This is a genomic window from Streptomyces sp. NPDC002795 (assembly GCF_042888725.1).
In the GTDB taxonomy this organism is placed as follows: Bacteria; Actinomycetota; Actinomycetes; order Streptomycetales; family Streptomycetaceae; genus Streptomyces.
Map to the genome: position 1 here is coordinate 180,874 of NZ_JBIAQB010000014.1, position 23,206 is coordinate 204,079.

The following is a 23,206-nucleotide window of genomic DNA, read 5'->3' on the forward strand; positions in this document are numbered from 1 at the left end:
CGTACGCGGGCGTGCCCATGACGTGGCCGATCTCTTGACACCCGTCGGTATCTGACGGACAGTCAGAAACCCTTGTCGGTACGAGGCCAGTCCTGGAGGGCAGCCGCCGTGCACCTCGCCCCCACCGAGCGCCAGCGCGAGCTGCGCGCTCAACTACGAGAGAGATTCCGTACGTTGATGCCCGGCGGACCGCCGGCGGCCGACGCCCCGAGCGGTCAGCGCAGGCTGCTGCGCCGCATCGGTGACGAGGGCCTCCTGGGCCTCGGCTGGCCCGTCGAGTACGGCGGACAGGGACGCGGCGCGGACGAGCAGTTCGTGTTCTTCGACGAGGCGTACCGGGCCGGTGCACCGGTCTCCATGGTCACGCTCAACACGGTCGGCCCGACGCTCATGAAGTACGGGACCGAGGAGCAGAAGGCCTACTTCCTGCCCCGGATCCTCAAGGGCGACCTGGTCTTCGCGATCGGCTACAGCGAGCCGTCGGCGGGCACGGACCTCGCGTCCCTGCGCACGCGCGCGGTGCGCGACGAGGCGAGCGGCGACTGGGTGATCGACGGGCAGAAGGTGTTCACGTCGAACGCGCAGAACGCCGACTGGATCTGGCTCGCCTGCCGGACCGACCCCGAGGCGCCCAAGCACAAGGGCATCTCGATCATCCTCGTGCCGACCGACGCGCCCGGTTTCTCGTGGACCCCGATCGACACCGTCGGCGGCCTGACCACGACGGCCACGTACTACGACGGGATCCGGGTCCCCGGTTCGCATCTCGTCGGTGAGGAGAACGAGGGCTGGGGGCTGATCACCAACCAGCTCAATCACGAGCGGGTCGCCCTCGCCGCGATCGGGATGCAGGCCGAGGACTTCTACGAGCGGGTGGCCGACGCCGCCCGCACCCCCGATCCGGTGACCGGCGAGCGCCGCGTTGACGCGCCGTGGGTCCGATCTCAACTGGCCGAAGCGCATGCCCGGCTGGCGGCAACGCGCCTGCTCAACTGGCGTTTGGTGGGGGATGTCGGGGCGGGCAGGCTGGCCCCCGGAGACGCCAGCGGCGTGAAGTTCGCGGGAACGGAATCCGCCGTCGAGACGTATCGAATATGTCAGCAGATCGCGGGCGACGCCGGGTGGGTGCGGGCCGGTTCGCCCGGCGCGTTCGGTGATACGGGGGGCGGTGCAGCGGGCGTGGGCAGTGGCGAGTTGGAGCGGATGAACCGCGCGGCACAGATCAACACCTTCGGTGGCGGGGTGAGTGAGGTGCAGCGCGAGATCGTGGCGACGATGCGGCTCGGGATGCGGAGGGGGAAGCGGTGAGCGCGGGTGTTGCGGGACAGGAGTTCATGGGGCACGAGCCCTTGGCGTACGAGAAGTTGAGGACCTTCGAGGGGCGGGTGGCGGCCACCGAGGCCGAGGGCAAGGACCCGGTGAACGCGCCGATGATCCGGCACTGGTGCGAGGCCATGGGTGACACGAACCCCGCCTACGAGGGGCCGGACGCGATCGCGCCGCCGACCATGCTGCAGGCCTGGACGATGGGCGGCCTGTCCGGCTTCGAGGGGCGCTCGCCCGCCCACGACGAGCTGTTCGCGCTGCTCGACGGGGCGGGGTACACCTCGGTCGTCGCCACCGACTGTGAGCAGGAGTACCTGCGGCCGCTGCGGCCCGGTGACGCGATCGCGTACGACTCGGTGATCGAGTCGGTCTCGCCGCTGAAGACGACGAAGCTGGGCACGGGGCACTTCATCACGACGAGGATGAACGTCCGGGTGGGCGGGGAGCTCGCCGGGACGCATCTGTTCCGGATCCTGAAGTACACGCCGGCCAAGCGGAGTTCCAGCGACGGGGCTGCGAAGAAGGACAAGAGCAGGAGGCCACGTCCCGTCGTCAACCGGGACAACGCGGGCTTCTGGGAGGGCGTCGCCGACCACCGGCTGCTCATCCAGCGCTGCCGCGCGTGCGAGGCGCTGCGGTTCCCCTGGCTGCCGGGGTGCAACACGTGCGGCGGGCAGGAGTGGGACACCGTAGAGGCGAGCGGCGAGGGCACCGTCTACAGCTATGTGGTCATGCACCATCCGCCCTTCCCCGCCTTCGATCCGCCGTACGCGGTGGGCCTCATCGAGCTGGCCGAGGGCGTGCGCATGGTGAGCAATGTCGTGGGGGTGCCGAGCGACAAGGTGCGGATCGGGATGCCCGTACGGCTCGAATTCCTCGCTGTGGACGATGAGTTGGAGCTACCCGTCTTCCGCGTGGACGAGGAGGCGTGAGATGGACTTCACCCCTACCCCGGAGCAGGAGGCGGCGCGGGACCTCGCCGCGCGGATCTTCGGCGATCTGTCCACGCCGGAGCGGCTCGCGGGCCTCGGAGGCGGCACGGACGGCGAGCTCTGGAAGGAGCTGGGCGCGGCGGGCCTCGCGGGCGCGGTGGAGGAGACCGGGCTGCTCGGGCTCGTCCTGATGCTGGAGGAGCAGGGCAGGACGACGGCGCAGGTGCCGTTCGCCGCGAGCTGTGTGTACGGGCTCCTGGCGGTGGCGGCGCACGGTACGGACGAGCAGAGGGAGCGGCTGCTGCCGGGGCTTCGGGACGGTTCCGCCGTGGCGGCCGGGGCGTTTCCCGCGCGCGGTGGGATCGTGGTGGACGCCTTGCGGGACGGGCGGGCGCGGCTGAGCGGGGCCGTGCCGTGGGTGCCGTGGCTGCGGGACGCCACACAGGTGCTGGTGGCGGTGCGGGGCGAAACCGGAAAAGATATCCACAGCCTGTGGATGGTGTGGGCGGATGACGCCGTGCGCGAGCCGGTCGAGCTGACCGCGCCCTGGTCCGCGGGGCGGCTCGTGCTCGACGGCGTGGAGGCCGAGCGGATCGGTGGGCCCGAGGCCTACCAAGACGTGCTCGCGGCCGCGCGGACCGCCTTCGCCGGGCTACAGGCCGGGGTCGGCGCGGGATCGCTCGACCGGGCCGTGGAGTACACGAACGAACGGGAGCAGTTCGGCAGGCCGCTCGCCGCCAAACAGGGCGTCCAACTCCGCGCCGCGGAGGCGTACATGGACATCGAGGCGATCCGGGTCACCGCGTACGAGGCGGCCTGGCGGCGCGACGCCGGGCTCGACCACGAGAGCCATGCGCTGACCGCGGCCTGGTGGGCCTCGGAGGCGGGCAAGCGGGTCGTGCACACGGGCCAGCATCTGCACGGCGGCATGGGCGCCGACCTGGACCACCCGGTGCACCGGCACTTCCTGTGGGGCCGGCAGCTGGACGGATATCTGGGGTGCGGCGCCGAACTCCTGGAGGAGCTGGGCGAGGTGATCGCGTCGGGAGCGGGCGCGGCCGACGGAGGGGAGGCCGCATGAAGGCCGAAGGCGGGACGAAGGCCGAAGGCGGGATGAAGGCCGGGGACGAGCTCGAGCCCTTGGCGATCCCGATCACCCGGACGCTGATCGTCTCCGGGGCGATCGCGTCCCGTGACTACCAAGATGTGCACCACGACGCGGAGTTGGCGCACCAGAAGGGCTCCCCCGACATCTTCATGAACATCCTCACGACGAACGGTCTGGTGGGGCGCTACATCACCGACCACTTCGGGCCCGACGCCGTCCTCCGTAAGGTCGCGATACGCCTCGGGGCGCCCAACTACCCGGGCGACACCATGGTGTTGAGCGGCACGATCGCCGCCGTGGAGGGCGACACGGCACAGGTGAAGATCCTCGGCAGGAACGGCATCGGCAGCCACGTCACCGGCACGGTCACGGTCGTCGTCCCCGAGAGGAGCGCGGCATGAGCGTGCGCGGCAAGGACCGGCTCGGCGGGAAGGCCGCCATCGTCGGCATCGGTGCCACGGAGTTCTCCAAGGACTCGGGGCGCAGCGAGCTGAAGCTCGCGGTGGAGGCGGTGCACGCGGCGCTCGACGACGCGGGCCTGTCCCCGTCCGACGTCGACGGCCTGGTCACCTTCACCATGGACACCAACCCGGAGATCACCGTGGCGCAGGCCGCGGGCATGGGGGAGCTCTCCTTCTTCTCGCGGGTGCACTACGGAGGCGGCGCGGCTTGCGGCACCGTGCAGCAGGCGGCCCTCGCGGTGGCGAGCGGCGTGGCCGACGTGGTGGTCTGCTACCGCGCCTTCAACGAACGCTCGGGCAGGCGCTTCGGCTCGGGCGTGCAGCACAGGGAGCCGTCGGCGGAGGGCGCGGCGCTCGGCTGGAACCTGCCGTTCGGGCTGCTCACCCCGGCGTCCTGGGTGGCGATGGCGGCGCAGCGCTATCTGCACACGTACGGGCTGACCCCCGAGGCGTTCGGCCATGTCGCGGTCACCGACCGCAAGTACGCGGCGACGAACCCGGCGGCGTACTTCTACGAGAAGCCGATCACGCTCGCCGACCACGCGTCGTCGCGCTGGATCGTCGACCCGCTGCGGCTGCTCGACTGCTGCCAGGAGACGGACGGCGGGCAGGCGATCGTCGTCACCAGCGTGGAGCGGGCCCGCGATCTGCCGAACCCGCCCGCGGTGATCCGGGCGGCGGCGCAGGGCGCGGGCCGCGCGCAGGAGCAGATGACGAGCTTCTACCGGGACGAGCTGACGGGGCTGCCCGAGATGAGCGTCGTGGCGCGGCAGTTGTGGCGCACGGCGGGCATCGGACCCGACGACATCGACGTCGGTATCCTCTACGACCACTTCACGCCGTTCGTGCTCATGCAGCTGGAGGAGTTCGGGTTCTGCGCGCCGGGCGAGGCCGCCGGGTTCGTGGCGGAGGAGAGGCTGCCGCTCAACACCCATGGGGGACAGTTGGGCGAGGCCTATCTGCACGGGATGAACGGCATAGCGGAAGGCGTGCGGCAGGTGCGGGGCACGGCGGTGAACCAGATATCCGGCGCGTCCACCACCCTGGTCACGGCGGGCACGGGGGTCCCCACATCGGGTCTGATTCTGGGGGCGGACGGCTGAACCGGGTGGGCGCCCCTCGCTCCCGTGGAGCTCCCGCGCGAAGGGGAGTCAGGGCCGTCCCCCAGGGGACCCCGCCCCCGACTCCACCTTCAGGAGGTGGGGCCAGCACCCCTCGTACAACCTGAGGCGGACGCCGCTTCGGGACCTCCGGCCGATCCCCGGAAGTAGGGGGCGCTCATAGCGTGGAGCCATGACCGCAACCCTGGTGCCTGTCTGCTCCAGCGCTTCCGAGGCCGCTCCGCGCACCCATGCGGGGAAGCGCCCGGCAGCCGCTGCGTCCCCGGCGTATCCGTCGTTCGCGTCGTACGTCCGGGCCCGTCAGCCGGTGCTGCTGCGCACCGCCCGGTCGCTGACGTCGAACCCGTGCGACGCCGAGGACCTGTTGCAGACCGCGCTCGCGAAGACGTACGTCGCCTGGGACCGGATCGAGGACCACCGGGCGCTCGACGGCTATGTGCGCAGGGCCCTGCTGAACACCCGGACCTCGCAGTGGCGCAAGCGCAAGGTCGACGAGTTCGTCTGCGACGAGCTGCCGGAGCACCGGGAGACGCCCGCCGGGGACCCCGCCGAGCAGCAGGCGCTGCACGACGCGATGTGGCGCGCCATCACGAAACTGCCCGCGCGGCAGCGGGCGATGGTCGTCCTGCGCTACTACGAGGACCTGAGCGAGGCCCAGACGGCCCAGGTGCTCGGCGTCTCCATCGGCACCGTGAAGAGCGCGGTGTCGCGCGCGCTCGGCAAGCTCCGTGAGGACCCGGAACTGCGGCACACGGCGTGACCAGCGGTGAGTCCTGGGTTATTCACTGATCGATCATCCCCGAAAGTAGTGACATACCGCCTGGTATGCAGTGAGAATCAGCGGACCTTTACTGCTCCGTAGCGCCCACCGGGAGGACGCCGTGCTGAGCACGATGCAGGACGTACCGCTGACCGTGACCCGCATTCTGCAACACGGCGCGCGGGTGCACGGATCGTCCCAGATCACGACGTGGACCGGCGAGGCCGAGCCGCACCGCCGCAGCTTCCGCGAAGCCGCCGAGCGCACGCACCGACTCGCGAACGCGCTGCGCGACGAGCTCGGCGTGCGCGAGGACGACCGTGTCGCCACGCTCATGTGGAACAACGCGGAGCACGTCGAGGCGTACTTCGCCGTGCCGTGCATGGGCGCGATCCTGCACACGCTCAACCTGCGGCTGCCCGCCGAGCAGTTGGCGTGGATCGTGAACCACGCGGCCGACAAGGTCGTCCTCGTCAACGGCTCGCTGCTCCCGATGATCGCCCCGCTGCTCCCGAAGCTGCCGACGGTCGAGCACATCGTGGTGTCCGGGCCCGGCGACCGCTCCGTACTCGACGGTGCCCGTGCGCAGGTGCACGAGTACGAGGAGCTGATCGCGGACCGGCCGACCACGTACGACTGGCCCGACCTGGACGAACGCAGGGCCGCCGCGATGTGTTACACCTCGGGCACCACGGGCGACCCGAAGGGCGTCGTCTACTCGCACCGCTCCATCTACCTGCACTCCATGCAGGTCAACATGACGCAGTCGATGGGCCTCACGGACGCCGACACCTCGCTCGTCGTCGTCCCCCAGTTCCACGTCAACGCCTGGGGACTGCCGCACGCCACGTTCATGACCGGCGTGAACATGCTGATGCCGGACCGCTTCCTGCAGCCCGCGCCGCTCGCCGAGATGATCGAGTCCGAGCGCCCCACGCACGCCGCGGCCGTCCCCACCATCTGGCAGGGACTGCTCGCCGAGCTCACCGCCAAGCCGCGCGACGTCTCCACGCTCACGCAGGTCACCATCGGCGGGGCGGCCTGTCCGCCCTCGCTGATGAAGGCCTTCGACGACCTGGGCATGCGGGTCTGTCACGCCTGGGGCATGACCGAGACGTCCCCGCTCGGCACGGTCGCCCGTCCCCCGGCGAGCGCCGAGCCGGGCAGCGAGGAGGAGTTCGCGTACCGGCTCACGCAGGGCCGTTTCCCGGCCGGCGTCGAGGGGCGGCTCACGGGCCCCGGCGGCGAGCAGCTGCCCTGGGACGGTGAGTCCGCGGGCGAGCTGGAGGTGCGCGGCCCCTGGATCGCGGGCGCGTACTACGGCGGCTCCGGCAAGGAAGTGCTGCGTCCCGAGGACAAGTTCAGCGAGGACGGCTGGCTGAAGACCGGCGACGTCGGCACCATCAGCCCCGACGGTTTCCTCACGCTCACCGACCGGGCCAAGGACGTCATCAAGTCCGGCGGCGAGTGGATCTCCAGCGTCGACCTGGAGAACGCGCTGATGTCCCACCCGGACGTCGCCGAGGCCGCGGTCGTCGCCGTTCCCGACGACAAGTGGGGCGAACGACCGCTCGCCACTGTGGTGTTGAAGGAGGGCGCGGGCGCCGACTTCGAGACACTGCGTTCGTTCCTCGCCGAGAAGGTCGCCAAGTGGCAGCTTCCGGAGCGCTGGACGATCATCCCCGCGGTGCCGAAGACCAGCGTCGGCAAGTTCGACAAGAAGGTGCTGCGCAAGCAGTACGCGGAGGGGGAGCTGGACGTCACGCAGTTGTGACGGCCTGTTTCACGTGAAACAGGGGCGGCCCGAAAGGGCCGCCCCTGTACGTGTGTTGAGGCTCAGTTCGTCCCGATCTTCGCCAGTACGTCCACGATCCGGCCCTGCACCTCGGTGCTCGTCGACCGCTCCGCCAGGAACAGCACCGTCTCCTCCGCCGCGAGCCGCGGCAGGTCGGCACCTTCCACAGCGGCCGTGTAGACGACCAGCGGGGTGCGGTTCAACTGCCCGTTCGCACGCAGCCAGTCGATGATGCCGGCCTGCCGGCGACGTACCTGCAACAGATCCATGACCACGAGGTTCGGCCGCAGCTCGGACGCGATGGCCACCGCGTCCGCGTCGTTCGCGGCCCGCTCGACCTGCATCCCGCGCCGTTCCAGGGTCGCGGTCAGGGCGAGCGCGATCTCCTCGTGCTCCTCGATCAGCAGCACCCGCGGCGGGTGCTGCTCGCTGTCCCGAGGGGCGAGCGCCTTGAGCAGCACGGCGGGGTCGGCGCCGTACGCGGCGTCGCGCGTCGCCTGTCCGAGGCCCGCGGTCACCAGGACCGGCACCTCGGCCGCGACGGCGGCCTGGCGCAGCGACTGCAGTGCGGTCCGCGTGATCGGCCCGGTCAGCGGGTCCACGAACAGCGCGGCGGGGAACGCCGCGATCTGCGCGTCGACCTCCTCACGGGAGTGCACGGTCACCGGGCGGTAGCCGCGGTCGATGAGCGCCTGCTGCGTCGCCACGTCCGGCGCGGGCCAGACGAGGAGCCGACGCGGGTTGTCGAGCGGCTCGGGCGGCAACTCGTCGTCCATCGGCATCGGCTGCGGCCGGTTCGCGACCTCCACGGCACCGCCGGGACCGTCCAGCGGCTCGGGGCCCTCGACGCCGTCCTGCTCGGGCGCGCCGATCGCGTACGAACGGCCGCCGTCCTCGGAGGAGTTCGGCGAGAGGAGCGGGGGCTGCGGGTGCGGCCTGGCCTGCGTGCCCTGCGGAGGCGTGCTGTGAGCGGTGCCCTGGGCCGGGGTGTTCGGCTTCGGGGCGTTCTGCGCCGGGGGCTGCGCGGTGCTGCCGGTGTCCGGCTGCTCCTTGCGGCCGTCCTTGCGGCTTTCTTGACGGTTCTCCTGGCGGTTCTCCTGGCGGGTGGACAGCTTGCGCCGCCGCCCGGAGCCGCCGAGCGTGCCGGAGCCGCCGATCGTCCCCGAACCGCTCTGCGTCTGGCCCTGCGCCTGGCCTTGCGCCTGGCCCTGCTGCGGCGTGGCGCTCGGCTGCGGCGGAGCCTGCGGCGGAAGCGGCTGCACCGGCGGCTGCGGACGACGCGGCTGCGAGGCGACCTGACGCCCGAACGGCACGCCCTGCCCCAGCGTCCGCACGCTGAAGGCGCGCCCCTGCGTCGAGTTCGTGTCACCGGACGGGGCCTGGTCCTGAGCCTGGGGCTTCGGAGCCTCGGCGGGGAGCGGCTGGGCAGCGGCAGGGGCAGGGGCCGGGGTGCTCTCCGGTTCGTCGGCCGGGTCGCTCTGCGGCTGGGGTTCCGGCTGGTCCTCCGCCAGTTCCGCCGGCTTGCTGTCCGGCACACTGGCCGGCTCGCTGTCTGGCCTGGTCTCCGGCTTGTCCTCCGGCGGCAGCGCGGCGCCCGTGCCACCCGCAGGGGTCGCCTGCTGCAGCGCCGTGGGTGTGCCCCGAGCGGGCGTGGGCTGCGCCGGGTGCGGCTGCGGCGGCGTGTGGTCCGCGGCCGGGTGTGCCTCGGCGGTGTCGTGCTGGTGCGTCTCGTCCGGCAACGGCAGGGGCTGCGGCTGCGGCTGCGTGCCGGTTTCCCGCAGGGCGTCCTGCGATTCCTGAGCGTCCTGCGGTACGTCACCCGGGACGGCCTGCACATCGGGTCGCGCCTCGGCCTCGGCCGCGGCCCGGGATTCCGGGGTGCGGTCGGCCTCGGCGGGCGGCAGCGCGAACACCTCGCGCGGACCCGACTGCTGTGCCCTCGACTGCTGCGTCCTCGACTGCTGCGCGTCCTGTTCCGGTTGCGCGCTGCCGAGTGCGCGCCGCGCCCGCCGGCCGGAGGGCTGCGCGGACCCGGCACCGGCCAACTCCAGCTCGCCCTGAGCCGGTTCGGCGCCCTGCTTCGACTCAGGGGTGGACCCGGACGGCAGCGCGGGCAGGGCGGCCTGCTCCTGGTCCCCGGCGCGTCGGGCCCTGCGCCCGGTCGGCGCGGGCACGCCCTGCGGCGGCACCGTCTCGCCCAACGCCGGGGAGCCCGCCTCGTGTTCGGCCGAGGTCACCACGGAGCCCTTGGCGGCAGCCTCCTCCGGGGCAGGCCGTCCGCGCCTGCGCCCCGTACCGCTGGAGGGAGCCGATGCAGGTTCCTCGCCGCCCGAGACGCTGCTCTCCAGGAACGCGTCCGTCGAGGGACCCGCGGCCCGCCGCGCCCTGCGGCGCCTGCTGCCACCACCGGTGGCCTGCGCGGGAAGGTTCGGATGCGCCTCGGCGGAGGCATCCTGGGACCCGGTGGCCTCGGAGCCCTCGACGGAGACATTGGCGGGCACGCCGCCGGGAGCCTCATCCGGCCCCGCTGCCTGCTCCGCAACACCGTCGGCGCCGGGAGCGACCCCGGCATCAGGGACGACCGCGGCGGCGGGAACGGCCCCGCCCCCCGTCCCGATCGGCACTTCGAGGACGTACGCGCTGCCGCTCATCCCCGGCATCTCGTGCGTCTGCAGCACGCCGCCGTGCGCCCGCACGATGCCATGCACGATCGGCTCGTGCACCGGGTCGCCGCCCGAGTAGGGACCGCGCACCTCGATGCGTACGTTCGCGCCCCGCTGCGCCGCGGCCACGACGACGGTCGAGTCGACGTACCCGGAAGTGGCGGGCACCCGGGCATTGCCGGTCGCGTCGATCCCGGCGACGTCGGCGATCAGATGCGCGAGCGCGGTCGCGAGCCGTCCCGCGTCCACCTCGGCCTCGATCGGCGGCGCGTGCACGGCGAACTGCACCCGGCCGGGACCGATCAGCTCGACGGCCCCGTCGACACCGGCGGCCACGACGGCGTCGAACATGACATTCGTACGGGAGAGCAGGGAACCGCCCTCGTCCAAGGTCTGATACGCCAGCACGTTGTCGACGAGCGTCGTCATCCGCGAGTACCCGGCGGCCAGGTGATGCAGCACCTGGTTGGCCTCGGGCCACAGCTGCCCCGCGTCGTCGGCGGCGAGCTGGCTCAGCTCCTGCCGCAGCTCGTCCAACGGCCCGCGCAGCGACTGCCCGAGCACGGCGAGCAGCTGCGTGTGCCGCGCGGCCAGGGCCTCGTAACGATCCTTCTCGCGCTCCGCGAGCGCGGCGCCCCGCTCCTTCTCGGCGGACAGCTCCTCGGCGTGCTGCTCGCGGACGGCGGCGAGTTCACCGGTCAGCTCCTCGCGTACGGACGTCAGCTCGGAGCCCAGTTCCTCGCGTACCGACGTGAGCTCGGAGGTCAGCTCATCGCGCACCCGCTCCAGCTCGGCAGCGCCCTCTTCACCGACCCGCCGCAGCTCGGCGGCGTGCTCCTCGCGCTCCCGCTCGGCGGCCTCGTCGCGCCGGGCGATCTCCTCGGCGTGCTCGACGGCCAGCTTCTCCGTGGAGCGGCGGTCGGCGAACGTCATGACGGCGCCGACCAGTTGTTCCCCGTCGCGCACCGGCGCCGTCGTCATGTCGACGGGCACCTTCGCGCCGCTCTTGGCCCACAGAACCTGACCGCGCACCCGGTGCTTGCGCCCGGAGCGCAGCGTGTCGGCGAGCGGGGACTCCTCGTACGGGAACGGTTCACCGTCCGGACGCGAGTGCAGGATGAGCGGGTGCAGCTCCTGCCCGCCCAGATCACTGGCCCGGAAGCCCAGGATCTGCGCGGCGGCAGGGTTGACGAGCACGATGCGCCCGTCGGTGTCGGTGCCCACGACGCCCTCGGACGCGGCACGCAGAATCATCTCGGTCTGCCGCTGCGAACGGGCCAGTTCGGCCTCGGTGTCGACGGCCCCCGACAGGTCCCGTACGACGAGCATGAGCAGCTCGGAGCCGCTGTAGCTCTGGCCGCTCCCGGTGGCGTACGGATCCACCGCGTCCCGTACGCCGTCGGCGAGATTGGCGGAGGTCACCTCGACGGGGAACTCGCTCGCGTCGGTGCGCCGAGCGGTCATCCGCGTCGGCTTGGTCCGCCCGCGTTCGTCGGTCACGGTGTCCGGCCGGCGCATGGAGCCGGGGATCAGCCGCGAGTCGAACTCGGGCAGTAGGTCGAGCAGGCCGCGCCCCACAAGTGCCGTGCCCGGGGCCTCGAAGGACTCCAGGGCGATGGAGTTGGCGTTGACCACGGTTCCGTTGGTGTTGACGAGCAACAACCCGTCCGGAAGCGCGTCAAGTATGGCTGCGAGGCGAGCAGCGCCTCGGGATGGCCTGCTGCTCACGACGACGGTTCCTCCCTGATTACTGCGACTTGCCGACCGCGCGGACCATCCTGCTGCGCGGTCCACGGCGTATCACGGGAGGGAGTCTACGGGCAGAGGTTGGACTGGAGGCGCCGGATGCGACGGAGCCCACGTAGAGGATGTGGGGATCCCGGGCGGGCAGAGTCACGAGCCTGTGACCATTGGACCGAGGGTCACGGCCCGGTCGCAGGCAGCACGGGCTCGATCTGCTGCCACCGCGCGATCTCGCACCCGTTGCTCAACGCGTAGGACGAGTCGACGAAGCGCCCGTGCCAGGTCCCCGTGACACGGGCGGTGGCCGCGCCCCCGTACTGCATGGTGCAGCGCGCGTCGCCGGCGACGGGAGCGAACGGGTCCACGCCCTGCGCCTCCAGTTCGTCGAGCCGCCCGCAGGCCGCGCCGGGATCCGAGTGCGTCCCGCCTACGGGCGCACACTCCAGCTCGTACGTCCCGTCGCTGCCGTTGTCCGAGTCGGCGACGGTGATGGTCAGGTGGTCGAGCCCGGCGTCCGTGTGCCCGGCGTCCGCGTGTGCGGCGACGGGGGCGGCCGCGAGGAGGACGAGCGGGCCGACGACGGACGCGACGGAGCCGATGAGCCGAGAAGAAACGCGCATGAACATGACGTGCTCAACGCCCGTACCCACCCCGACGTTGCGGCCCGACACCCAGGCTTTGCCCTGTGGCCTGCCCTCCTAGTACCGTGGGGGGCGATTGGTGACGCGGCGTTCAGCTGTGTCATCATCTGCACGCACCCACTCGCGCATCCGCGAGAGGGAGCAGAGCTGGAGGCGTCGCCTAGTCCGGTCTATGGCGCCGCACTGCTAATGCGGTTTGGGGTTTACCCCCCATCGAGGGTTCAAATCCCTCCGCCTCCGCCCTCTGACCAGGGAGCTCGTGTCTGATGACGCGGGCTCCCTGAGTCGTTCCGGAGCGGATTCAGTCCCCGGATGGCACGGAAATGGCAGCGACAGCCGAAATCTTGCGCGCCGCGGTCGTGAAGATCTTTTGTGGCTGGATCCGACCTATGCCACTCCGTGTGCCCTTGACCACCCTCACCTCGTCGGGCAACCGTCGTGCAAGACGATGCAATCGGCTCGGCTCTGGAGGCGGTCATGGCGTTACGGTTCATCGGGATTGATCCAGAAACCGGCCAGCAGGGCTCGCCCACGGTGTGGGTCGACGAGGAGAACGCGGAGCTGGTGTTCCAGGGCTGGAAGCCCAGCACCGAACTGGAAGCCGAGTGCGCGGCGACCGAGGTTCCCGGCCACGCCAAGGGGATTCCGGACCATGAGGCCGTCGTACGGGTCCCGGCCCGCATGGTGTCGATGATCAGGGAGGCGTGCGATGTCGCAGAGCGACGAGCCGGGATTTGAGGAACTGCTCGCCGGCGCCCACCGTTCCGCGTGCCACCTGGAGATGCGCGACGTGTACGGGGTGGGCGACGAGGCGGCCGACTTCGAGCACTGGAAGCGCACCGGCGAGCGCGACACGGACCCGACCTCGGCGTACTGGACGCCCTGGGTCGACCTGGTCAGCAGCACGGTCGCACGCGGTGTGGCCATGCGTCGGGCCCGCATCGTCTCCGAGCCCGTCACCGACTACATCGGTTACGAGCACGCCGGAGCGACGGTCAACATCCATGCCGGTGAAGACGTGCGATGGCTGCCCCGGAGGCTCGCCTCGGACATCGCTCTGCCGGGCAATGACTTCTGGCTCTTCGACCGCACAGCGGTGCTGTTCAACCACTTCTCCGGCGACGGGAACTGGGCCGATGTGAAGTGGGAGGTGCGCACCGAGCCAGCCGTCGTGCAACTGGCCGCGAGCGCCTTCGAGACGGTGTGGGAACGCGGAATCCCGCACGAGAAGTACACGATCTGACCAGCGCGACCGAAGAGCCAGCCACCTATGACCACCTCCCCTTCATCCGCAGCCCAGGCCGCCCGTGAACGCCTCGCGGTACGTCTACGGGACATCCGCCGGGATGCCGGCCTGTCGGGTGGGGAACTGGCTTTTCGGTGCGGGTGGAGCCCGTCGAAGCGATCCCGGATCGAGAACGCCAAGACCCCGCCCTCGGACACGGACGTACGGGACTGGTGCACGGCGTGCGGCGTCGAGGACCAGGCCGCCGATCTGGTCGCCGCCAACCGCCAGGCCGACCAGATGTACGTGCACTGGAAGAAGCTGCACCGGCACGGCATGCGCCGCGCCCAGGACGAGGTACTTCCCCTGTACGCCGGCACCCGACGCTTCCGGATCTACTGCTCCAACGTGGTGCCGGGCATCCTCCAGACCGAGGCCTACGCGACCGCGCTGCTGTCGACGATCGCCCGCTTCCAGGGGACGCCGGACGACGCACCCGATGCTGCCGCCTCCCGCATCGAGCGCTCCGGCGTCCTGCACGAGGGAGACCACCAGTTCGCGTTCCTCCTCGAAGAGACGGTGCTCCGCTACCGCATCGGATCGCCGGACACGATGGCCTCCCAGCTCGGCTACCTCCTGGCCGTCATGGCGCTGCCGAACGTCAGCCTCGGCATCATCCCGTTCGACGCCGAACGCCGCATGTGGCCGTTGGAAGCCTTCTACATCTTCGACGACCGCCAGGTGAGTTCGGAGCTGCTGACTGCCGCCGTGAACGTCACCGCGCCCGGCGAGGTCACCACCTACGCGAAGGCGTTCGCCGAGATGAGCAAAAACGCTGTGTACGGGGTCCGCGCCCGCACGCTGATCACGGACGCGATCAACACCTTCGGGTAATCCACGTGCAAGACCGTGCAACAACGTGGTGCGCCCTTCCCAGCCACTTCTAGCGTCCTAGGTATGGCGATCAGCATCAGCGTCTACACGATCCACGCCGACGGCACCCGCACCGAGCCGCGCACCTTATACGCGGGCGAGGGCGGCCCGCCGCTGACGTCGAGCGTGCTGCCGATCTGCCGGTGCCATCGCTGCAAGGCATCCGCCTCAGCGTCCCCCAGCAGGAGAAGGGACCGCTCGACGTGACCACAGCCCTTGAACCCCGCACCGCACCCTCGCGCATCCGAGACCCGCGTGAACTCCTCAACGCGGTACAGCAGCACGTGAAGCACCTGCCCATCAACGTCTTCGACAGCGGCATGACGCTCTGGGACCGCGAGATCGCCCTGCTGCTCCGCGACAACGAGATGGTGCGCGACATGGCCGAGCGCATCCTCGGCAACGCCGTGATGTACATGATCACCGCGATCGAGCGCCCCGACTGGCACCTCGGCGTCGGCAAGCTTGTCGACAAGGGCGTCCACCAGATCTACCTCGACACCCCCGTCCTCTTCGCCTTCTTCACCGCCTACAACGACGGCGAGTTCAAGCACCACGCACCCTTCATCCAACGCCGCCGCGACGGCATCGTGCTGCGCACCGCCGACATGCTGCGCGAGAACGGCTTCACCCCCGACGAGGAGCTGTGGGCCGTGGACGGCGCCAACTGCTCACCCTGCGACGACAAGGTCCCCGACTCCCACTGATCACCTTGGCCCGCTTCGCGGAGGTCCCGAACCCCTCGACGAGCCCCCGGCCCGATCGAGGAACCGGCCTCCGCAAGGTGGGGCCCACCCCCCGTCACGTCACCAAGGAAGACCCCGTTGCCTGCACACCACAACATCGCTGCCGAACGCGAACTCTGGGACACCTACGCTGAGAGCGCCTTCAAGCCCGACGCCGAACCGGTCTTCTGCTGGACCCAGTACGCGGGCCACGGGCCCGGCCCCGAACTCCTCGGTACCCCGGCCACCGTCCTGGAGATCGGATGCGGCACCGGCCGCGCCCTCGCCCACCTCGCCGAACAAGGCGTGAAGGCCACCGGCGTGGACCTCTCCCCGGTCATGGTCGACAAGACCCGCGAACACTGGCAGGCAACCGGCGCCCGAATCGAATGCGCCGAGGTCCTCGACTACCTCGCGGAGACGACCGACACGTACGACGCCGTGTACTCCATCTTCGGCGCGGCCTGGTTCACCGACCCCGCCCGGCTCTTCCCTCTCGTCGCTCAACGCCTTAACTCCGGCGGAGCGTTCGTCTTCTCGCAGCCCCCCGCGATCCCCGGCGCGTACGGGCCACAGGGCATGTACAAGGGCGGATTCGCCGGGCCGGCCCTGTTCACGTACCGCTACAGCCACACCCCAGAGACCTGGGAGGAACTGCTTCGGACCGCCGGATTCACCGAGGCACAGGCCCAAGTGCTCGACGCCCCGCAGCAGGGCCACATCGGAACCTTGATCGTCCAGGCCGCCCGATAGTGACCGAGCTGCGTGTCCAGTTGAGCCCGGTTGGTTCGCCGGGATGAGGCGGTTGGTCTGATCGCCTTCGCCGCGCTCGACGCACATGGCACAGTCGTCGCTGTCGAGCGGAACAGAATCCCGCGAGCTGACACACCAGCACAACAGATGAGGCACTGTTCGCACGCATCGACGGAGGGCTGATGAGCGCTCTTTTCCGTTCCAACGCCGAACAGAACGGCAGCCTGGAGATCACCATCGCCCTCACTCCATTGGAGACCGAGGCGATCGGCGAGGATGCCACGTTGATGGTCGAGATTCTCGACAACTGTCTGTGGGCCATGGGCATGCTTCGCACCGGGATCAACTCCCGCGACCGGAACGCATCTGCACCAACTCCCGGTGACTGGGCCTCGGCTCTCCGCGGCCTTGACCGGCTACCACCACGCGTCCAGGGCGTCTGCTCAGCCCTGATCCGAGCCCATGCCGCCGCGAACGGAAAACTCGATCACCTGGCCAGCGCCACAAACGTCAGCATGACGACCGCACAGGACCGCCAAACGACGGTCACCCATCAGCCCCCCGGAAGCTGGGAACAGTGGGCGGTGACTGTCCGCATGGCACGCCCGACCGGCAACGATGCAGGCGCCCCCACCTGACCGCTCCTTCACACATCGATACGCCTGTGCGGCTACCAGTTCATGTGGCGGGGCATACGGCACTTCCCAGCAAAGTCCGTCGAGGGGCAGTCGTCGTCGCCGATCGCGATGACGAGCGCCGCGCACAGCGCCAGTACGACGAGGACGACCACCAGGCCGATACGGCTGAGCAGGAACCGGCTGAAGCGGGTGCCAGTGCGGCCGAGGCGCCGGTCACGCTGCACTGTGGCTCGGCGCAGGTTCCAGACGCCGCAGACGGCCACGGTGACGGCACCGAAGGCTGCCGACACCCAGCCGTCGTGGAACAGGCCCTGGGCGACGTAGGCGATCATGCCGCCGAAGATCAGCGCGTACATGATCCGGACGAGCCCCTTATTGATCATCGGCGCTTCACCTCGTCGCGCATGAGGCGGTCGAGGCGCGTCAGCAGGGCCTGGCGCCGGGCCAGGCGCTTACGGCGCTTCACCCGGAGATCCCGGAACACGGTGCTTACGCACAAGACGCCAAGGGCCAGGAAGAACGCACGGGCCCAGCCGCTGTACTCCAGGACGAGGCTGACGGTGGACAGGGCCCCCGCGACCAGGATCACAACCTGCCACTTGTCTTCGCGCGGCATCATTGGTGCTGCTCCCCCGCTTTGAACGCCGAGCGGAACATGAAGACGCCGAGGACGCAGAGGGCGATCGGCGCGACGCCGATCCACCACGGCCACCCAAAGGCGAAGATCCCGATCACGCCGAGAATCTCCAAGAGGGCGGACGAGACGGCCATCATGAGTGACGCGCCCTTGCGTATCGCGATGTTCTCGGGGCGGTTCGCGGGCGATGCGGCTCCGTCGCGGCGCGCCTTGTACCGGCCGTAGACGATCATCCCGAACAGGCCGACGAAGATGAGGATCAGCAACGGCAGCTCGGCCCACTCGGGCACCACGGCGTCAATGAGTCTGCCGACGAGGCCGCTGCTGCCGTACGCCAGGTGAGTCACCGTCTTGCTCCCGCTCGATTAGCCCCCCGGCTGTTGATGTGTCCGGGGGACGTTAGGCGGCGGGCCGGGCGGCGCGGAAATTGATCACGGGGGTTCGTTGCGGGTCTCACACACCGGGCCCACGTGCCTCGTGATGGCACCAACTGGCACAGCCACCCTTGGCCGCGAGACATCAAGGTGGGACTGTCCCTTCGCACGACCTGCGATGACGCGATGGAGGAGTCACCCCCCGTCGTCGTCCGACGAGGGGCAACACACTGCTAATGCGGTTTGGGGTTTACCCCCCCCATCGAGGGTTCAAATCCCTCCGCCTCCGCAGCAAGATCCGAAGCCCCGGTCCCTCTGGACCGGGGCTTCGGCGCTTCCCGGGTCCGGCCGCGGCCCGCCCGGCCCCCACAGTGCGTTTTCGCAGGTCAGGAGGGGTGGGGCAATCGGATTTCACATGGCGGCGGCAGTCATGTAATGTTCTTCTTGTCGCCGGGACGGGCCGAAAGGCCGGGAACGGAGACAACAAAAAAGAAAAAACAAGCACTCGTAGCTTAACGGATAGAGCATCTGACTACGGATCAGAAGGTTGCAGGTTCGAATCCTGCCGAGTGCACACAGACAAGAGGCCCCGGAGAAATCCGGGGCCTCTTGCGTTTTCCGGGTGTTGTCAGTGCCGTGCGTCATCCTGGTTCGTATGACGTGGTGGTGCACCGGAATGCGGTGGCGTGGGGGCGGGCCGGTCTTCGGGTGGGTGGGGGACGGCGGGGGCGAGCGGGAGAGCGGGGTGCGGTTCGGGGAGAGCGTCGCGTTCCGGGTCGGTGGGGAGCGGCGGTGTCTCGGGGTGTGGCGGGCAGGGCGGTGGACCGTCTGTCCGGGGCGGGACACGGTGCCGGTGCGGGGGACGCGGGCGCAGTGTGCGGAGTGTGCCGCGATCGACCGGTCCCGGTCCGTGGCCGCCGACACCATCGCCGATGACCCGCGGCCGTACCACGTGTATTTGGCGTGGTTCGGGGACGGACTCGTGAAGGTGGGGATCACGGGGACCCGGAGGGGGAGCGATCGGCTGCTCGAGCAGGGGGCCGTCGCCTTTACGTGGCTGGGGCGGGGGCCCCTGATGGCGGCCCGGCGGGCCGAGGAGCTGCTGCGGGTGGCGCTCGGGGTGCCGGACCGGATTCCGTACGAGCGCAAGCGCGCCGTGCGGGGCGGGCTGCCGGGGGTGGGTGAGCGGGGCGCCGAGCTGGTGCGGGCGCACGGTGTCGCGGCGGGGCTCGACGGCTGGCCCGAGTCCCTGGAGCGGTTGCCGTGCCGGGTGGTGGATCACGGGGAGGTGTTCGGGCTGGATGGGATCGACCGGGTCGATGCTGTGGTGAGCGGGCTCGGGGAAGGGGCCGTCGTGGCGGGGAAGGTCATTGCCGCGGCCGGGCCCGATCTGCATCTGGTGGAGGGGGACGACGGGCGGCGCCTGGTCGTGGACGCGCGGGTGCTGGCCGGGTGGCCTTTGGAACGGGCGTTGGAGGGGGCCGGCGGTGCGGGGCCCGAGGTGCGGGAGGTGCCGGCGGTGCAGGGTGGGCTCTTCTGAGCGGCCGGCCCGCCGTTCGGCCAAATCCCTTTCCTCGCGCACGGGAACGAGAGATCGTACGGACATGAGTGATCACGCCGATGTGGCTGACGGGGCGGCGGCGCACCGGCCGCTACCCGCCTTCGAACCGCCCTACTACGTCGTGGTGTTCAGCTCCGTGCGGACCCCGGGGGACCGCGGGTACGGGGAGGCGGCCGACCGGATGGACGAGCTCGTCAAGGAGATCCCGGGATACCTGGGCCACGAGTCCGCGCGCGATCCCGGTGGGCTCGGCATCACCGTCTCGTACTTCCGCGACTCCGCCGCCATCGAGCAGTGGCGCTCCGTCGGTGAGCACCGCGCCGTGCAGAAGCAGGGCCGCGCCGAGTGGTACGAGCGGTACACGGTGCATGTCGCGAAGGTTGAGCGCAGCCAGGAGTTCGAGCGTGAGTGACGTGGGTGAGACGTCCTCCGAGACCGGCCAGGTCGCCGCGTTTCTCGACCGGTACCGGCTCCCCGGCCTCGTCGACGTGCACACCCACTTCATGCCCGAGCGCGTGCTGCGCAAGGTGTGGGCGTACTTCGACTCCGCCGGGCCGCTGGTCGGGACCGAGTGGCCGATCACGTACCGCGAGGAGGAGGGGCAGCGGCTCGCCAGGCTGCGGGAGTTCAAGGTCGAGGCCTTCACCTCGATGCTGTATCCGCACAAGGCCGGGATGGTGCCCTGGCTGAACGAGTGGGCCGCCGGGTTCGCCGCCCGTACGCCCGACTGTCTGCACACCGCCACCTTCTTCCCCGAGCCGGGCGCCGAGACGTACGTGCGCGAGGCGCTGGACGCGGGGGCGCGGGTGTTCAAGGCGCATGTGCAGGTGGGGGCCTACGACCCGAACGATCCGCTGCTCGATCCCGTGTGGGGGCTGCTCGCCGAGGCCGGGACGCCGATCGTGACGCACTGCGGCTCCGGGCCCGCGCCCGGAAAGCACACCGGGCCCGAGCCCATCGCGCGGCTGCTCGCCCGGCATCCGCGGCTGCCGCTGGTGGTCGCGCACATGGGGATGCCCGAGTACACCGACTTCTTCGAGCTGGCCGAGCGGTACGCGGAGGTGCGGCTGGACACGACGATGGCGTTCACCGACTTCGTCGAGCGTCAGGCGCCGTTCCCGAAAGGCGAGTTGGGGCGGCTGGCCGATCTCGGGGACCGGGTGCTGCTCGGCAGCGACTTTCCGAACATCCCGTATCCGTACGTGCATCAGTTGGAGGTGATCGAGGGGCTAGGTCTCGGGGACGACTGGGTGCGGGCGGTGTGCCGGAACAATGCCGCCGCGCTGTTCGGGCTGGACTGAGACCCAGGGGATCCAGGGGACCCAGGGGGCCCAGGAGAGCCCCAGCACACTCAACGGGTTTCTCAGAGTTTTCACAGGTTCGGGAAAGGGTGCTCTCAGAGGCGCGTCGCAAGCTGGCGCCATGACCGCGACCTCGCCCCAGGGGCGTACCGAACTGCTGAGGCCGGATGGAAGCCCCGTCCGGGTGCTTGTCGTGGACGACGAGCAGTCCATCACCGAGCTGTTGTCCATGGCCCTGCGCTACGAGGGCTGGCAGATCCGCACCGCGGGGGACGGGGGCGGCGCCATGCAGACGGCCCGTGAGTTCCGGCCCGACGCCGTCGTGCTCGACATGATGCTGCCGGACATGGACGGGCTGAGCGTGCTCGGGCGGATGCGCCGTGAGCTGCCGGAAGTGCCTGTTCTCTTCCTGACCGCCAAGGACGCCGTCGAGGACCGGATCGCGGGGCTCACGGCGGGTGGCGACGACTACGTCACCAAGCCGTTCAGCCTCGAAGAGGTCGTCGCCCGGCTGCGCGGTCTGCTCCGCAGGACCGGCGCCGCCGACCGGCGCAGCGAGTCCGTGCTTGTCGTCGGCGATCTGATGCTCGACGAGGACAGCCACGAGGTGTCGAGGGGCGGGGACAACATCCACCTCACCGCCACCGAGTTCGAGCTGCTGCGCTTCCTCATGCGCAACCCGCGGCGCGTGCTCAGCAAGGCGCAGATCCTGGACCGCGTGTGGTCGTACGACTTCGGGGGGCAGGCGAACGTCGTCGAGCTCTACATCTCGTACCTGCGCAGGAAGATCGACGCCGGGCGCGAGCCGATGATCCACACCCGGCGCGGCGCCGGCTATCTGATCAAGCCGGCCATGGCCGCCACCACGGCGTCGTGAAGCGAAGGGGCCGGCCCCAGACGCTCCGTACCCGGCTCGTCGTCACGGCCGTCGCGCTGATGGCCGTCGTCGCGTCCGTGATCGGTGTCGTGTCCGCCGTCTCGCTGCACTCGTACCTGTACGACGAGCTCGACAAGCAGGTACGCGGCATAGCGATGCGGGCGAGCGGGCCGAAGGGCGACTTTCCCGGGGCCGGCCCCATGGGGCAGAAGGAATTCGGTGACCTGGCGTTCGTGACCCTGGGCTCCCCCGAGGGCACCCTCGGCGCCGAGGTCGACGACGGTCAGGCCACCGAAGGCAAGGTCAGCGTCGAGGCGACGAACGACGAGGGCGGCAGGCAGCTCCGGACCGACGGACTCTCCCAGGCCGTGCTCGACGCGCTGGAGGACGTCCCCCAGACCGACGACCATTCCGACCACCACTCCGCGCACACCGTCGACCTCCCGGGCCTCGGCAGCTACCGCGTCCAGTACGTCTCCGGATCCAACGGCGACTACTACGTGGGCCGCCCCACCGCCCAGGTCGACTCCACCGTCAACAAGCTCATCGTCACCGAGCTGCTCGTCGCCGCCGCGGCCCTCGTGGCGGCGGGCGCCGCCGGAGCCATCATGGTCGGCGTCAATCTGCGGCCGCTGCGCCGCGTCGCCGCGACCGCGACCCGGGTCTCCGAACTCCCGCTGCACAGCGGCGAGGTGACCCTCTACGAACGCGTACCCGAGTCAGAGGCCGACCCCAGGAACGAGGTCGGGCAGGTCGGCGCCGCGCTCAACCGCATGCTCGACCATGTGCACGGCGCCCTCGAATCGCGGCAGCAGAGCGAGACGCGGGTGCGCCAGTTCGTCGCGGACGCCAGCCATGAGCTGCGTACGCCGCTGGCCTCCATCCGCGGCTACGCCGAGCTGACGCGACGTGGCCGCGAGGAGCCAGGTCCCGACACCCGGCACGCGCTCGGCCGCATCGAGTCCGAGGCGGACCGGATGACCGGGCTCGTCGAGGACCTGCTGCTGCTCGCCCGCCTCGACGCCGGAAGGCCGCTGTCGTACGAGCCGACGGACCTGTCGCCGCTCGTCGTCGACGCGCTCAGCGACGCCCGCGCAGCCGACCAGGGCCACGCCTGGCGACTGGAGCTCCCCGACGAACCGGCCACCGTGCTCGCCGACTCCGCGCGCCTGCACCAGGTCCTCGTCAACCTGCTCGCCAACGCGCGCACGCACACGCCGCCCGGCACCACGGTCACCGCGCGCGTGCACCGGCACGGCCCCTGGGTCTGCCTCGACGTACAGGACGACGGGCCCGGCATCCCCGCCGAGCTGCTGCCGCGCGTCTTCGAACGGTTCGCGCGCGGCGACTCCTCGCGGTCCAGGAAGGCGGGCTCGACCGGCCTCGGCCTCGCCATCGTGCAGGCGGTCGCGGCGGCGCACGGTGGGTCTGTGACGGTCGAGAGCGCGGCCGGCCGCACCGTTTTCACCGTGCATCTGCCGGCCTACGCGGCCGTGGCAGCCACCCGTGCCGACGTCGCGGGGCTCTGCCCCGGACCCCGCGCCTCAATCGCCGGCGGGGCTTGAATTTCTCACAGCCCGTCCAAAGCCTCACCACACAGCCCTAACAGGGCAGTTGGCGAATGTCGGTGGC

The 23,206-nt window shown here is 70.5% G+C and carries 23 protein-coding genes and 2 tRNA genes; 20 read left to right on the forward strand and 5 right to left on the reverse strand.

The window, feature by feature from the left end; all coding sequences use genetic code 11:
- The first annotated feature begins 108 nt into the window (after positions 1 to 108).
- From ACFYWS_RS34655 to ACFYWS_RS34685, 7 genes are all read left to right on the forward strand, one after another.
- Positions 109 to 1,308 carry an acyl-CoA dehydrogenase family protein gene (locus tag ACFYWS_RS34655; RefSeq protein ID WP_389283046.1) on the forward strand — a complete coding sequence of 400 codons (1,200 nt, stop codon included), beginning with the start codon at positions 109 to 111 and terminating at the stop codon, positions 1,306 to 1,308.
- A gap of 26 nt (positions 1,309 to 1,334) precedes the next feature.
- On the forward strand, positions 1,335 to 2,258 hold the full coding sequence (locus tag ACFYWS_RS34660) for a bifunctional MaoC family dehydratase N-terminal/OB-fold nucleic acid binding domain-containing protein (protein WP_389283146.1): 924 nt from the start codon (positions 1,335 to 1,337) through the stop codon (positions 2,256 to 2,258).
- 1 nt (position 2,259) lies between these two features.
- Positions 2,260 to 3,339: an acyl-CoA dehydrogenase family protein gene (locus tag ACFYWS_RS34665; protein ID WP_389283048.1), complete on the forward strand. Its 1,080-nt coding sequence runs from the start codon at positions 2,260 to 2,262 to the stop codon at positions 3,337 to 3,339.
- Positions 3,340 to 3,371: 32 nt separating this feature from the next.
- Positions 3,372 to 3,767, forward strand: a complete 396-nt coding sequence (locus ACFYWS_RS34670; RefSeq protein WP_389283148.1) for a MaoC family dehydratase — start codon at positions 3,372 to 3,374, stop codon at positions 3,765 to 3,767.
- Positions 3,764 to 4,930 carry a lipid-transfer protein gene (locus ACFYWS_RS34675; protein WP_389283050.1) on the forward strand — a complete coding sequence of 389 codons (1,167 nt, stop codon included), beginning with the start codon at positions 3,764 to 3,766 and terminating at the stop codon, positions 4,928 to 4,930. The genes ACFYWS_RS34670 and ACFYWS_RS34675 overlap by 4 nt, the downstream gene beginning before the upstream one ends.
- 190 nt (positions 4,931 to 5,120) lie before the next feature.
- Positions 5,121 to 5,708 (forward strand): SigE family RNA polymerase sigma factor, encoded by a 588-nt coding sequence (locus ACFYWS_RS34680; RefSeq protein ID WP_389283052.1) that lies wholly within the window; start codon positions 5,121 to 5,123, stop codon positions 5,706 to 5,708.
- A gap of 121 nt (positions 5,709 to 5,829) precedes the next feature.
- Positions 5,830 to 7,482: a long-chain fatty acid--CoA ligase gene (locus ACFYWS_RS34685; protein WP_389283054.1), complete on the forward strand. Its 1,653-nt coding sequence runs from the start codon at positions 5,830 to 5,832 to the stop codon at positions 7,480 to 7,482.
- A 62-nt stretch (positions 7,483 to 7,544) separates the two neighbouring features.
- Here the strand turns inward: ACFYWS_RS34685 and ACFYWS_RS34690 are convergent, their stop codons facing one another.
- Positions 7,545 to 11,894, reverse strand: a complete 4,350-nt coding sequence (locus ACFYWS_RS34690; protein ID WP_389283056.1) for a PAS domain-containing protein — start codon at positions 11,892 to 11,894, stop codon at positions 7,545 to 7,547.
- 194 nt (positions 11,895 to 12,088) lie between these two features.
- Positions 12,089 to 12,535: an SSI family serine proteinase inhibitor gene (locus tag ACFYWS_RS34695; RefSeq protein WP_389283058.1), complete on the reverse strand. Its 447-nt coding sequence runs from the start codon at positions 12,533 to 12,535 to the stop codon at positions 12,089 to 12,091.
- A 164-nt stretch (positions 12,536 to 12,699) separates the two neighbouring features.
- On the opposite strand from ACFYWS_RS34695, the gene ACFYWS_RS34700 reads away from it, so the two are divergent.
- From ACFYWS_RS34700 to ACFYWS_RS34730, 7 genes are all read left to right on the forward strand, one after another.
- Positions 12,700 to 12,790: transfer RNA gene (locus ACFYWS_RS34700), tRNA-Ser, on the forward strand.
- 237 nt (positions 12,791 to 13,027) lie between these two features.
- Positions 13,028 to 13,288 carry a hypothetical protein gene (locus ACFYWS_RS34705; RefSeq protein ID WP_389283060.1) on the forward strand — a complete coding sequence of 87 codons (261 nt, stop codon included), beginning with the start codon at positions 13,028 to 13,030 and terminating at the stop codon, positions 13,286 to 13,288.
- On the forward strand, positions 13,260 to 13,793 hold the full coding sequence (locus ACFYWS_RS34710) for a DUF6879 family protein (protein ID WP_389283062.1): 534 nt from the start codon (positions 13,260 to 13,262) through the stop codon (positions 13,791 to 13,793). Before ACFYWS_RS34705 ends, ACFYWS_RS34710 begins: the two co-directional genes overlap by 29 nt.
- A gap of 27 nt (positions 13,794 to 13,820) precedes the next feature.
- Complete coding sequence (locus ACFYWS_RS34715; protein WP_389283063.1) at positions 13,821 to 14,669, forward strand: helix-turn-helix domain-containing protein; 849 nt, start codon at positions 13,821 to 13,823, stop codon at positions 14,667 to 14,669.
- A gap of 242 nt (positions 14,670 to 14,911) precedes the next feature.
- Positions 14,912 to 15,415 carry a hypothetical protein gene (locus ACFYWS_RS34720; protein ID WP_389283065.1) on the forward strand — a complete coding sequence of 168 codons (504 nt, stop codon included), beginning with the start codon at positions 14,912 to 14,914 and terminating at the stop codon, positions 15,413 to 15,415.
- Between the two features lie 117 nt (positions 15,416 to 15,532).
- A complete protein-coding gene (locus ACFYWS_RS34725) occupies positions 15,533 to 16,186 on the forward strand; it encodes a class I SAM-dependent methyltransferase (protein WP_389283067.1) in 654 nt (217 codons plus the stop codon).
- Positions 16,187 to 16,368: 182 nt separating this feature from the next.
- Entirely contained in the window at positions 16,369 to 16,824 is a 456-nt protein-coding gene (locus ACFYWS_RS34730) for a hypothetical protein (protein ID WP_389283069.1), read from the forward strand.
- A gap of 32 nt (positions 16,825 to 16,856) precedes the next feature.
- Here ACFYWS_RS34730 and ACFYWS_RS34735 read toward each other — a convergent pair whose 3' ends face one another.
- The 3 genes from ACFYWS_RS34735 to ACFYWS_RS34745 are packed head-to-tail and all read right to left on the reverse strand — an operon-like array spanning position 16,857 to position 17,808.
- A complete protein-coding gene (locus tag ACFYWS_RS34735; RefSeq protein WP_389283071.1) occupies positions 16,857 to 17,207 on the reverse strand; it encodes a hypothetical protein in 351 nt (116 codons plus the stop codon).
- Positions 17,204 to 17,443 (reverse strand): hypothetical protein, encoded by a 240-nt coding sequence (locus ACFYWS_RS34740; RefSeq protein WP_389283073.1) that lies wholly within the window; start codon positions 17,441 to 17,443, stop codon positions 17,204 to 17,206. Before ACFYWS_RS34740 ends, ACFYWS_RS34735 begins: the two co-directional genes overlap by 4 nt.
- The gene (locus ACFYWS_RS34745) at positions 17,440 to 17,808 is read right to left on the reverse strand and encodes a hypothetical protein (RefSeq protein ID WP_389283075.1); all 369 of its coding nucleotides are present in this window, start codon (positions 17,806 to 17,808) and stop codon (positions 17,440 to 17,442) included. Before ACFYWS_RS34745 ends, ACFYWS_RS34740 begins: the two co-directional genes overlap by 4 nt.
- A gap of 528 nt (positions 17,809 to 18,336) precedes the next feature.
- Here ACFYWS_RS34745 and ACFYWS_RS34750 point away from each other — a divergent pair.
- The 6 genes from ACFYWS_RS34750 (at position 18,337) to ACFYWS_RS34775 (ending at position 23,139) form a co-directional block, all read left to right on the forward strand.
- Positions 18,337 to 18,409 (forward strand) — tRNA-Arg (locus ACFYWS_RS34750).
- A gap of 81 nt (positions 18,410 to 18,490) precedes the next feature.
- Complete coding sequence (locus ACFYWS_RS34755; RefSeq protein ID WP_389283077.1) at positions 18,491 to 19,375, forward strand: DUF2797 domain-containing protein; 885 nt, start codon at positions 18,491 to 18,493, stop codon at positions 19,373 to 19,375.
- Between the two features lie 64 nt (positions 19,376 to 19,439).
- Positions 19,440 to 19,808, forward strand: a complete 369-nt coding sequence (locus ACFYWS_RS34760; RefSeq protein ID WP_389283079.1) for an antibiotic biosynthesis monooxygenase family protein — start codon at positions 19,440 to 19,442, stop codon at positions 19,806 to 19,808.
- 1 nt (position 19,809) lies between these two features.
- Complete coding sequence (locus ACFYWS_RS34765; protein WP_389283150.1) at positions 19,810 to 20,697, forward strand: amidohydrolase family protein; 888 nt, start codon at positions 19,810 to 19,812, stop codon at positions 20,695 to 20,697.
- A gap of 121 nt (positions 20,698 to 20,818) precedes the next feature.
- The gene (locus ACFYWS_RS34770) at positions 20,819 to 21,574 is read left to right on the forward strand and encodes a response regulator transcription factor (protein WP_389283081.1); all 756 of its coding nucleotides are present in this window, start codon (positions 20,819 to 20,821) and stop codon (positions 21,572 to 21,574) included.
- A 59-nt stretch (positions 21,575 to 21,633) separates the two neighbouring features.
- Positions 21,634 to 23,139 carry a sensor histidine kinase gene (locus ACFYWS_RS34775; protein ID WP_389283152.1) on the forward strand — a complete coding sequence of 502 codons (1,506 nt, stop codon included), beginning with the start codon at positions 21,634 to 21,636 and terminating at the stop codon, positions 23,137 to 23,139.
- Positions 23,140 to 23,206: the final 67 nt, after the last annotated feature.